This window comes from Rhizobium sp. CSW-27 (assembly GCF_018760785.1).
Classification (GTDB): domain Bacteria; phylum Pseudomonadota; class Alphaproteobacteria; order Rhizobiales; family Rhizobiaceae; genus Neorhizobium.
The window spans coordinates 170,184-181,024 of the sequence record NZ_JAHHZO010000011.1; the positions used below are offsets into that span (position 1 = coordinate 170,184).

Below are 10,841 nucleotides of genomic sequence, written 5' to 3' on the forward strand. Positions count from 1 at the left end.
ATGCGCATGGGCGAAATCGACAGGCGCCAGTTCATGCGCGCCGCCGGGATCGGCTTTCTGGCGGCTCTCGCACCGCAGAAGCTCTACGCACTGTCCCGAAGCGAGGCCGTCTATGCCTCCGGCTTTCGCGCCCCCGACGGCACCTATGGCATCGCGACCGCCAGCATTCGCGGCGAAGTGATCGACCGCATCCTGTTGCCGGCCCGCGCCCATGGTCTTGCCTATTGCCCCGTCAGCGGCCGCGGCGTCGCCTTTGCCCGCCGCCCGGGCACCTTTGCCATGATCTTCGATCCGGCGGGCCGTCAGGAACCCGTCGTCATCCACACGCCGGAGGGACGCCACTATTATGGCCACGGCCATTTCTCGCCGGACGGACGTCTTCTCTATGCCAGCGAGAACGATTTCGACGGCAATCGCGGCATGATCGGTCTCTACGACGCCACGGACGGTTTCCGCCGTATCGGCGAATTCGAAGCCCAGGGCATCGGCACGCATGACATGACCGTCTCCGATGACGGACGTTTCCTGGTGATCGCCAACGGCGGCATCGAGACCCATCCCGATTTCGGCCGCACCAAGCTCAATCTCGATCACATGCAGCCCTCGCTGGTCATCCTGGATGCCAAGACGGGCGATGTGGTGCAGCGTCACACCCTGCCGGAGCCGCTTCGCCAGCTCTCCACCCGCCATCTCGACATCGATGGCGATGGCCGAATCTGGTTTGCCTGCCAGTATGAGGGGCCGCGCAACGAGCTGCCGCCGCTCGCCGGCAGTTTCGCCCCCGGCGAGGATCTGCGCTTTCTCTCGCTGCCGGACGAGACCACGCAGCGGCTTGCCAATTATGTCGGCGCGATCGCCATCAACCGGCGCGACCGGCTGGTGGGGCTCACCTCGCCGAAGGGCGGCACGGCCGTTATCCTCAACGCCGATACCGGCGCCGTGCTGGCCGAGGAGACGGTGCCGGATGCCGCCGGCGTCTGCGCCGCACCGGAAGGCGTTGCCGTCACCTCCTATGACGGGACACTGGCCGGCACCCGCTCGTCTCTTGCCTGGGACCAGCATCTGGTCCGCCTCGCCTGAGGCTGCAGCGCCGGAAAAACGGGGCGCGCCGCACCGTCACGCAAGGGCGTGCCCATCAGACGGGTTTCGGTCGGCCAGTCAATGCTGTAGCCTCGCAGTCATGAAAAAGCTTCTCATCCATCTGCTCTTCATCCTTCTGGTCGTCGGCCTCGGCGCCCTGATCGGCGTCTCCAACGTGCCCGGCACCTGGTACCAGTCTCTGGCAAAGCCGCCCTTCAACCCGCCCAACTGGATCTTCGGCCCGGTCTGGACAGCACTTTACGTGCTGATCGGCATTGCCGGCGCGCGCGCCTGGCTGACTGCGCCGGCCTCCGCCCGCACGCAGCTCTGGTTCGGACAGATGGCGCTCAACTTTCTCTGGACGCCGGCCTTCTTCGGCGCCGAGAGCACGCTGCTCGGCCTCGTCGTGATCCTGCCCCTGCTTGTTGCCATCCTTGCCTTCATCCGCATCAGCTGGACAACGGACCGCATCGGCGCGCTGCTCTTCGTGCCCTATGCGCTATGGGTGGGCTTTGCGACGCTGCTGAACCTGTCGCTCTTCCTGCTGAATTAACCGCAAGCGACGCCGGCGGCTTGCGAGGCCGCCCCGACCATGCCAGTTTCGCAGCTGCGAAAGGATGTGGCGATGAACGAGGGCGAAGCAGCGGATTTCCGGGAGCGGGTGCGGCAGAGTTTCGCGCGGCAGCAGGCCATGCACACGCTGGGTGCGGAACTGACCCGCGTCGAGCAGGCCATGGTCGAGATCGAGATGCCCTTCGACGTGAAGCTGACCCAGCAGCACGGCATCCTGCATGCGGGCGTCATCGCAGCCGGGCTCGATACGGCCTGCGGCTATGCGGCCTATACGGTGATCGAACCGCAGGCCTCCATCCTCACCATTGAATTCAAGATCAACCTCATGTCGCCGGGGCGGGGGGAGCGCTTCCTGTTCCGCGGCGAAATCACCAAGCCGGGCTCCACCATCATCGTCGCGGACGGGCGCGCCTATGCGCTGAGCAACGGCCCCGCCAAGCTGATCGCCTCGATGAGCGGCAGCATGATGGTGATCCGCGGCAGACAGGACATTACCGGATGACGTTCGCACTGAAGCCCGTTGCGGGCAAGACGCTGCTTTTCGTGATGGCGGTGGATGCCGAATATGGCCCGCATCTGAAAGCCCGTTTCACACCGCTGATGACCGGCGTCGGCCCGGTGGAGGCCGCGATTTCCCTGACGAGGGCGCTCTCGCATCTCGCCATCGACGGCGCGCTGCCCGATCTCGTCGTCTGCCTCGGCTCGGCCGGCTCGCGAACGCTCGAACAGACTGAGGTCTACCAGATCGCCTCCGTCTCCTACCGCGACATGGATGCCTCCCCGCTTGGTTTCGAGAAGGGGCGCACGCCCTTCCTCGATCATCCGGCCGTCATCGCGCTGCCGCACCGGATTCCGGGCCTACCCTCCGCCACGCTCTCGACGGGCGGCAACATCGTCTCGGGTGATGCCTATGATGGCATTGATGCCGACCTGGTGGAGATGGAAACCTTTGCGGCGCTGCGCGCCTGCCAGAGCTTTGGCGTGCCGCTGATCGGCCTTCGTGGAATCTCGGACGGCAAGGCAGAACTTCGCCAAGTCTCCGACTGGACCGAATATCTGCACGTCATCGACGAGAAGCTCGCCCAAGCCGTCGATCGCTTGACGCAGGCCCTGCAATCCGGCGATTTGCGGATCTGACGCAGTTGCCAAAACGAGCATTCTTCATTAAAGGCTCGCCATGACCCAGACACCCCATCACGACCGCCTCCTCATCATCGATTTCGGCTCCCAGGTCACGCAGCTGATTGCGCGCCGCCTGCGCGAACTGAACGTCTATTGTGAAATCCATCCCTACCAGAACGTCACGGACGACTTCCTCGCCGCCTTCAAACCGAAGGCCGTGATCTTCTCCGGCGGTCCGGATTCGGTGACGCGCGAAGGCTCTCCCCGCCCGCCGCAGACGGTCTATACGCTCGGCATTCCGGTGCTCGGCATCTGCTATGGGCAGCAGGTCATGATGCAGGATCTCGGCGGCCAGGTCGAAGGCGGCAAGATTTCCGGCGGTGGCGGCACGGCAGAATTCGGCCGCGCCTATGTAACGCCTGCCGACAAGAGTGATCCCTTCCTCGAAGGCTGGTTTGCCGATGGCCGCGAGCAGGTCTGGATGAGCCATGGCGATCATGTGAGCCGCATCGCACCCGGCTTTGAGGTCTATGGCACCTCGCCGAATGCGCCGTTTGCGATCACCGCCGATCCGGCCCGGCATTTTTATGCCGTACAGTTCCATCCGGAAGTGCACCACACGCCGAACGGCAAGACGCTGTACGAGAACTTCGTCAAGCTTGCGGGCTTCAAGGGCGACTGGACGATGGGCGCCTACCGCGCCGAGGCGATCGCCAAGATCCGCGCCCAGGTGGGCCACAAGAAGGTGATCTGCGGCCTCTCCGGCGGTGTCGACAGCTCGGTGGCCGCCGTCCTCATCCACGAGGCGATCGGCGAGCAGCTGACCTGCGTCTTCGTCGACCACGGCCTTCTGCGCCAGGGTGAGGCTGAAGAGGTCGTCACCATGTTCCGCGACCACTACAACATCCCGCTGATCCATGCCGACGAGCAGGAACTCTTCCTCGGTGCGCTCGACGGCGTGACCGACCCGGAAGTCAAGCGCAAGACGATCGGCAAGCTCTTCATCGACGTGTTCCAGAAGCACGCCAACACCATCGACGGTGCTGAATTCCTGGCGCAGGGCACGCTTTACCCGGACGTCATCGAAAGCGTCTCCTTCTCGGGCGGTCCCTCCGTCACCATCAAGAGCCACCACAATGTCGGTGGCCTGCCGGAAAAGATGGGCCTGAAGCTCGTCGAACCGCTGCGCGAGCTCTTCAAGGACGAAGTGCGCGCGCTTGGCCGCGAACTCGGCCTGCCGGACAAGTTCATCGGCCGCCACCCCTTCCCCGGCCCCGGCCTTGCGATCCGCTGCCCCGGCGAGATCACCCGCGCCAAGCTCGAGATCCTGCGCAAGGCCGATGCGGTCTATATCGACCAGATCCGCAAGCACGGTCTCTACGACGAGATCTGGCAGGCCTTCGTCGCGATCCTGCCCGTGCGCACCGTCGGCGTGATGGGCGACGGCCGCACCTATGATTACGCCTGTGCGCTGCGCGCCGTCACCTCCGTCGATGGCATGACCGCGGATTATTATCCCTTCACCCACGAATTCCTGGGCGAAACGGCAACCCGCATCATCAACGAGGTCGAAGGCATCAACCGCGTGACCTACGACATCACCTCGAAACCGCCCGGCACGATCGAGTGGGAGTAAACGGGCTACGGGAAGAACCCGTGGCACCGTGATCAAACACAAGCGTGGGGCGTCATCATGTGCCCCACATCAGGAGCGGACCGCCATGCGAAGTTCGACGCGGCAATGGGTCAGGGTCAAGGACCTCAAGGCCGAGGAAAAGGCGGAGATCGGCGCGGCCTGCCAGCAGCTGATCGACACGTTTCTCAAGCCGCACTTCCTGCCGGTCATCCGCCCGACATCCTTCAACTATCCCGTTGATATCTTCGGGAAGTGGCGGGGAACGCGATACAGCTTCATTACCCGCTACCGCTCCGGCTTTCCGGAAAACCTCGGCGAGGAATTCGACGCGGCCTTCACCCGTCTGGACTTTCAGGAGGGGAAGAGCACCGGGCCGATTTTTGACGTGATGTGGCATCGCCACACCGGGCAATGGCTTGCTCTTCATCGCGGCGTCACGCTTCAAGAAGCCCTGGATCTGGTGAGGACCGACGGCCTGCTGCAGCCGGCGCTATGACGAACGACAAGCCGGAAGCCCGGCGGGTGCAGTCCTGACGAAGCAAAGCCCAATGGAGATCACGGGCAGGTCATGACCGGAACGCGCCTTCCGTGTCACCGGCTTGCATGATGGCCGCCGCACGGCTGGTACAGCCAGGCGACGCGCGCTCCGACCGGCTACCTGCCCGGCGCAGCCGATCGCGCAATACCTTCCACCCACACTTCGATCGGACCGAGCAGGCAGCCCATTTCCATGGCGTCGATCAGTTCCGCCGGACCGCACAGATCAAGCGCAATCCGGGTGCCATCGGCATGGCGAACAATCTGCGACAGACCCAGCTTCCGCGCATGGCGCTCTATCCAGGGCAGGAAGGTTTCGCCTTCGAGCCTGCCCTCGATGATCATCCGCTCGCAATGTTCCACCTGCATCACCCTGACGCCTTCATGCGCTCTTTCGCGTCACCGCCTGCACCTGGCATGTCCGCGTTTGCAACAGGACCATGCCTTGCGACGGAAAGCCGGCAGGCACGGACAGGTTCACTGTTACGTCCGCACGCCGCAAGGTCAAGCCGGATCGACCGCTGTTCGACGGTCGGGCACGATCAGGATGCGTAAGCTTGAACTATCGGTCCGACCTTGCGCCGCAGGCCGACGAGCAATTGCCGAAGCCATTTCTGGGCCAGGGAATGGTCGGTCCGCTCATGCCAGAGCATGGACAATGGAACGCGCGGATAGGGCAAGGGGCATGCGACGACGGCAAGCGGCAGGATACCTGCGTGGTAGGCGGCAAAGCTGCGGCTGGCGGTCAACACCAGATCGGTGCCGACAAGCAGATGGGGTGCCATCAGATAGTCGCAGACCACGCGCGTCTCGTCACGGGCTGTACGATAGACGCCGGCCTGCATCTCGACGGCTGCCGGAAGCCAGCCGCCATTGCCCGGCGGCACTACAAGACGGGCTGCGCCGAAATCGGCTATCGTCGGCGGCGCATCAGCGAAGGCATGGCGCCGGTCGACCAGACACACCAGATCCTCCTCGATGATGACGGCCCGCCTCAGGGCGTGAGGCGGATGCAGCCAGTGCCCCACGGCAAGATCGAGTCCTCCGGTGGCCAAGGCGCCATCCACATCGAAATCCGGCGCCAGACGGCGCAGCACCAAGCGCACGGACGGTGCGGCCTGCTCCGCCTCGCCGGCCAGGCCCGCGGCAAGCGCAGGCGACACCGTGTCGGACAATCCGATGGTGAATGTCTGGTCCAGGCTGTGCGGCTCGAATTCCTCGGGATGCAGGATCAGTTCGTTGAGGTCGGACAGGATGGTCTGGGCGGCGCGATAGAGCGAATGCGCGTGCTCCGTCGGCACCATACGACCTCCGCTTCGCACCAGCAGTTCATCGCGGAAGATTTCACGCAACTGCTTCAGAATAAGGCTGGTCGCCGGCTGGGACAGGTTCAGTCTGCGCGCGGCATGCGTGACATTCCCCTCCTCGATCAGCGTGCACAAGACCCTCAGATTGAACGCCGTCAGCGGATTGTCCAATACGCGCAACCTCTAGCCCCCTTTGGTCGCCTGCCATTTCGCCGAGCCAGCCAGTGATGCACCCCAAGCATCGCCGGCCTGACGCGCCGTCTTGTGTTCCCTCATGATGAGCGAGCTTCGAATGCGCTTCACACGAAGTGTAATACACTTTTAATACACAAAATGAAAAAGTCGATACGCATATGACGATGGAAATACTATTTACCCTCTAGATAAAACCGAACAATCTAATTCATTAGTATGAAATTATATATTAATATAATATTGGGAAATTTTATTACCTGAAAAATTCTGATATTATTCCGGAATATAAAAATGCGAAATAAACATTTTACGAAAATAAAAATCAACAAATTACAATAAAATAACTAACTCCTCTCACCAATGCGCTACCGCATCCCGCGCGAATCATCAGAAATTTGCGTCCCCAAAGCAGAGACACCTCATACGGCACAGCAATGCCGTCCGCGATTCCGCGTCGCACAGCGCTCGCCGCAGGGTGAAAACACCCTGCCCACCATGGATGCAGCCGTCTGCTGACAACCGGGGCGGCATACAGCCTGTGGCTTCGGTGCGGAGGATCACAGACGGGATGCGCGCTCCGCTCTTGCCGTTCGATCGGCATTGTCCGCCCCCGTCTGGCTTCCCTGGCGAAACCTCGGCTGCAAGGTGCCGGCGCACGTCTGCCACGGCATTGCTGCGACACCGTCATAGAAAAAGCCCCGGGCATCGAGATGCCCGGGCAAACGGTAAGCGCGCGCTGAGCGTTCAGAAGTTCGTTGTCAGCGTGAACAGGAAACGCGGATCGTCGATATCGAGATTGTCATTCATCGACGGATCGATGGCCCATGCCACCGAAAGATCGCCGCTCAGGTGATTGCCGATCTCGAAATCCAGGCCGAAGCCGGCATCACCGTAAGTCGCCCGCGATCGACCCTTGACATAGTCGTTGAAGGCGACACCGGCATCGAGAAAAATGCGCACACCTGTGGAGAAAGGCACGCCCAATGCCTGCTGCATCCTGCTGTTGTAGTAGTCTGAGGCGTAGCGCAGTTGACTGGTCCAATAGAGACCACTGTCGCTGGATATGGACGACATTTCATAGGCAGGCAGCGTATTGACACCGCCTAGATACCAGAGTTCTCCCGAAGGCAGTTGCTTGTCCGGGGTGTATTGGCCTCCTGACCGCGCCAACAGACTGAAGCCATTGCCGAGTGATTGGTAGAGAGTGGCGCTGCCAACGATGCGGGTGACAGCGTCACGATCCTCACCGCTGAGCCCTTTCGTGTTGATGAAGGAGCGAATCACGCGAAATTCGGTTTCAGCATAGGTGCCACTGCCGGGAAACGACGCCTGGCCCTTCAGACCGCCAAAAACACGGAACGAGAAGGCATCGGTGTCAACGACGCCAACTCGGCTATGGGTATCGCTCCATTGACCGCCGCTGACGATCGCAAAATTCAAGGTCGGTGTTGTATAGAAGGGTTGCGTGTAGGTGACACTGACCAGGTCGCCGCGTCCCAGGATGCCAAGCGATGCAAAACTCCCCTCCAGCACTTTGGAATCCGAGTGGGAGTACAGCACGCGCAAGCCGCCATTGCCCACAGGCATCGGCAGGTCCGCATCAAGAAAGTAGGAACCCACGTCGAAATCCTTCAACATGGTGCTGAAATCGGTTACAGACGTGGTCAGGCCGACCGAAAAGGTCTCGTCATAACCGAACGGAGAGTAGAGGCTGGCCGTCGCACCGAGCGAATAACGCCCGCTGTCGCGCGTACCCTGATTGTTGAGATAAACGGTTCCGCTGAACGGCTTGGGTTCACTTGCCACCTGCAACTGCAGATCGGTCGTACCGGTTTCCTTCCCAGGTTTCAGTCCCGCCGTCACCTGGAACTTGCGGTTCTGGTTCACGGCCGCAAGCCTCTGCTCAAGCAGACGCACGGTAGGAATGCTGCCCTGGAGAACATTCACACGGCTGATCACGACATCGGATCGAACCCGCATGTTGCCCGAAACCTCCACGGCACCGATGGTGCCTTCCACGAGGTTGATGCTGACGCGTCCGTCGGCGATCTTCTGCGGCACGAGCACGGCCTGCGCCGTCACATAGCCACGTTCGCGGTAGGTCGCATTGATGTGAGCCGCCAGGCGAAACAGGTCCGCTACCGAGATCTTGCGGTTGAGATAAGGCGCAACAAATCCATCAAGGTCGGCCTCGCTGAACACGCGACTCTCGCCGAACACGATCTCCTTGAGAACGAAGGTGGCATTTGCCGCTCCCTTGGGAACAGAAAGATCCTCCTGTTCCGGAACGCTGGGCGCGGCGGGCTGGGTTTCCGTGGCGCGCTCCAGAAGGCGTTGACGCTCACGTTGTTCGAAGTCGCTGAACGCACGCGGGTTGTTGATGTCTGCCTCTGTCGCAGGCGGCAGCGTCTGTGCCACGGCGCCGCACGTCATCAGCGGGCTGGAGAAAAGGATGGCCGCAAGGCCAGCGGCAAGCGCAAGCACGCCGCGGCACTTCACGTCCACAGCTACAAGTTCCTGGCCCTTGCTGCCCCTTCTGTCTTCGCCCCGTGTCACATTTCGAACCAACCGCACCCTATGCCCCCGGAAATTCCCGGGGAGACCAGTGGCCTCCCCTGTACTGCTTGCAGCGAGACAGGCGGCATGGCTGCCGCCGCTCGTGGGATCAGCCCTTCGATTGCGCGCTCATCCGCGTATTTTCCTTGACCATTTCATCATAGGCCTTGGAGAACCCGGCCGCCGAGAAGCCGATGCCGACCTTCTGGCCGGTACGCGATACGATCACCACGCGGCCACCATCCTTGGCCCCCTGCAACGCCTTGATGAAGGCGTCATCGGTTGTACCCTCGACGAAGCAGCCCTGAACGGAGCAACGATTGACGCCGGCGGTGCTCTGATAGCTGCCGACCTCGATCGACACGCCCGGCGTCAGCAAGAAATCCAGCGGCAACACGTACTGGATGACATTGCTCTTGGCTTTCGGATCGAAGGCAATGCTCATCACCAGGATGTTACGGTCCGTATCCTTCTGCGCAATCCGCTGCTTAATTTGGCAGTTCACGTTGTTGATAGCCGGATCGTAGCATTCGAGCAGCCAGTCACCGTGCTGCTGCACGGTCACCTTCGGTCCGCTCTGCACCGTTTCCGGCACCGCCCCATCCTTGCCCTTCTGGGACACATCGGCAGGCTGGGCCGGCGTGACAGTCGGCGCTGTCGTCTGGGCTGCGGCGGCCGGCTGTGCGGCATCAGGCGCCTTCGGTTTGTCGCCCGTGCCGGCAGCATGCGCCATCAGCGGCATAGCAACACCAAGCGCCAGGGAGGCAGCGAAGGCAGTGGTCGGGAAATTCAAACGGAATGCATTCTTGGACACGACATCCTCACTTCTTGGAATCAACTTCATATTGGCTGTGGCACAAAGGCCGATTCTGTGAAAGGGCAACGTTCCGGCTTCAGAGAACATTGCCCTTCCCTCGATCTTCAGTTCTGGAGGCCCAGAATGATTGCCCCGCCGTCAATGCGTTCGATTGCGATCGCATTCCTGCCGTACGTCGAGTTGACGACCGCTTCCTGATTATTTCTGAGGGCAAGAAGCGCCTCCAGATACAGGCTGGCATCCGGCACATCCGGAACGGAAGAACTGGTACTACCGGTATTGCGCATGCCGGCTTCAAGCATGCTGCGATTGCCATCGCCACCATCATCGATCGTGGTGCCGGCCGTCGCAATGATCCGCAGCGGTGACGGGTTCTGCGATCGGACCTTGCGCAACGTCACGCTGCGCCCGCCATGAATGCGCACTTGGCCGAGTCCGCTGTCGATCCATCCACCCATCATCTGGGTAACACTTCCATCAAAGCTGTAGATAATGACATCCCCGATGCCGGCCGCCGTGATATCCGATGTCGCCGCAATGGAGATATCGCGCTGCGCCAGGATGCTGATGTCGCCGTCAGCCGTATCGAGATCATCCTCAAGGAAAATGTTGCCACTTCGGCTGAAGATGCCGAGATCGCCATCACCACCCGTCTTCACCTGACCGATCGTCGCATCCGTACCCGCCGACAGCATCACGTTACCCGTGCCGCCATCGATCAGCGAACCCGATGCCTGCGTCAGATTACCGGTCGTTACCGTCAGCGATACGCCGCCCGCACCCGTGGCGGTCACGCTGGCGCCGGAGGCCAGCGCAAGCGCCGTCTCAGCCGTCACCCCGATCGAGCCGTTGGCCACCTCGATCGCATCGTTCAGGTCAACCCGGCCGGCAACAGCCGTGATGCCGATCGTGCCCGCACCCGCGGTCTTGACCTGGCCGATCGTGGCATCCGTACCCGCCGACAGCATCACGTCACCCGTGCCGCCATCAATGAGAGAGCCAGATGCCTGCGTCAGCC

The 10,841-nt window shown here is 61.8% G+C and carries 10 protein-coding genes and 1 pseudogene; 6 read left to right on the forward strand and 5 right to left on the reverse strand.

The features are described 5' to 3' along the window. From KLP42_RS20075 to KLP42_RS20100, 6 genes are all read left to right on the forward strand, one after another. Positions 1 to 1,080 (forward strand): DUF1513 domain-containing protein, encoded by a 1,080-nt coding sequence (locus KLP42_RS20075; protein ID WP_215568727.1) that lies wholly within the window; start codon positions 1 to 3, stop codon positions 1,078 to 1,080. Between the two features lie 100 nt (positions 1,081 to 1,180). Then, the gene (locus tag KLP42_RS20080) at positions 1,181 to 1,633 is read left to right on the forward strand and encodes a TspO/MBR family protein (protein ID WP_215568728.1); all 453 of its coding nucleotides are present in this window, start codon (positions 1,181 to 1,183) and stop codon (positions 1,631 to 1,633) included. Between the two features lie 72 nt (positions 1,634 to 1,705). Continuing rightward, complete coding sequence (locus KLP42_RS20085; RefSeq protein WP_215568729.1) at positions 1,706 to 2,155, forward strand: PaaI family thioesterase; 450 nt, start codon at positions 1,706 to 1,708, stop codon at positions 2,153 to 2,155. Continuing rightward, positions 2,152 to 2,790, forward strand: a complete 639-nt coding sequence (locus tag KLP42_RS20090) for a 5'-methylthioadenosine/S-adenosylhomocysteine nucleosidase (RefSeq protein WP_215568730.1) — start codon at positions 2,152 to 2,154, stop codon at positions 2,788 to 2,790. Before KLP42_RS20085 ends, KLP42_RS20090 begins: the two co-directional genes overlap by 4 nt. A gap of 40 nt (positions 2,791 to 2,830) precedes the next feature. Then, the gene (gene guaA, locus KLP42_RS20095) at positions 2,831 to 4,411 is read left to right on the forward strand and encodes a glutamine-hydrolyzing GMP synthase (RefSeq protein ID WP_215568731.1); all 1,581 of its coding nucleotides are present in this window, start codon (positions 2,831 to 2,833) and stop codon (positions 4,409 to 4,411) included. Positions 4,412 to 4,496: 85 nt separating this feature from the next. Beyond that, the gene (locus tag KLP42_RS20100) at positions 4,497 to 4,907 is read left to right on the forward strand and encodes a DUF3024 domain-containing protein (RefSeq protein WP_215568732.1); all 411 of its coding nucleotides are present in this window, start codon (positions 4,497 to 4,499) and stop codon (positions 4,905 to 4,907) included. 158 nt (positions 4,908 to 5,065) lie between these two features. Here the strand turns inward: KLP42_RS20100 and KLP42_RS20105 are convergent, their stop codons facing one another. The 5 genes and pseudogenes from KLP42_RS20105 to KLP42_RS20125 all read right to left on the reverse strand — a co-directional run. Further along, positions 5,066 to 5,317 (reverse strand): acylphosphatase, encoded by a 252-nt coding sequence (locus KLP42_RS20105; RefSeq protein ID WP_215568733.1) that lies wholly within the window; start codon positions 5,315 to 5,317, stop codon positions 5,066 to 5,068. A 173-nt stretch (positions 5,318 to 5,490) separates the two neighbouring features. Beyond that, positions 5,491 to 6,435: a LysR family transcriptional regulator gene (locus KLP42_RS20110; RefSeq protein ID WP_215568734.1), complete on the reverse strand. Its 945-nt coding sequence runs from the start codon at positions 6,433 to 6,435 to the stop codon at positions 5,491 to 5,493. Positions 6,436 to 7,194: 759 nt separating this feature from the next. Then, a complete protein-coding gene (locus KLP42_RS20115) occupies positions 7,195 to 8,955 on the reverse strand; it encodes a ShlB/FhaC/HecB family hemolysin secretion/activation protein (protein WP_215568735.1) in 1,761 nt (586 codons plus the stop codon). A gap of 160 nt (positions 8,956 to 9,115) precedes the next feature. Continuing rightward, complete coding sequence (locus tag KLP42_RS20120; protein WP_215568736.1) at positions 9,116 to 9,910, reverse strand: invasion associated locus B family protein; 795 nt, start codon at positions 9,908 to 9,910, stop codon at positions 9,116 to 9,118. 17 nt (positions 9,911 to 9,927) lie between these two features. Continuing rightward, positions 9,928 to 10,841 (reverse strand): annotated as a pseudogene (locus KLP42_RS20125) (hypothetical protein); the annotation flags it as partial.

Coding starts and splice junctions, on each gene's coding strand:
- KLP42_RS20085 (WP_215568729.1), top strand. CDS start 1,706: ATGAACGAGGGCGAAGCAGCGGATTTCCGGGAGCGGGTGCGGCAGAGT.
- KLP42_RS20080 (WP_215568728.1), top strand. CDS start 1,181: ATGAAAAAGCTTCTCATCCATCTGCTCTTCATCCTTCTGGTCGTCGGC.
- KLP42_RS20075 (WP_215568727.1), top strand. CDS start 1: ATGCGCATGGGCGAAATCGACAGGCGCCAGTTCATGCGCGCCGCCGGG.
- guaA (WP_215568731.1), top strand. CDS start 2,831: ATGACCCAGACACCCCATCACGACCGCCTCCTCATCATCGATTTCGGC.
- KLP42_RS20105 (WP_215568733.1), bottom strand. CDS start 5,317: ATGCAGGTGGAACATTGCGAGCGGATGATCATCGAGGGCAGGCTCGAA.
- KLP42_RS20100 (WP_215568732.1), top strand. CDS start 4,497: ATGCGAAGTTCGACGCGGCAATGGGTCAGGGTCAAGGACCTCAAGGCC.
- KLP42_RS20090 (WP_215568730.1), top strand. CDS start 2,152: ATGACGTTCGCACTGAAGCCCGTTGCGGGCAAGACGCTGCTTTTCGTG.
- KLP42_RS20120 (WP_215568736.1), bottom strand. CDS start 9,910: ATGTTCTCTGAAGCCGGAACGTTGCCCTTTCACAGAATCGGCCTTTGT.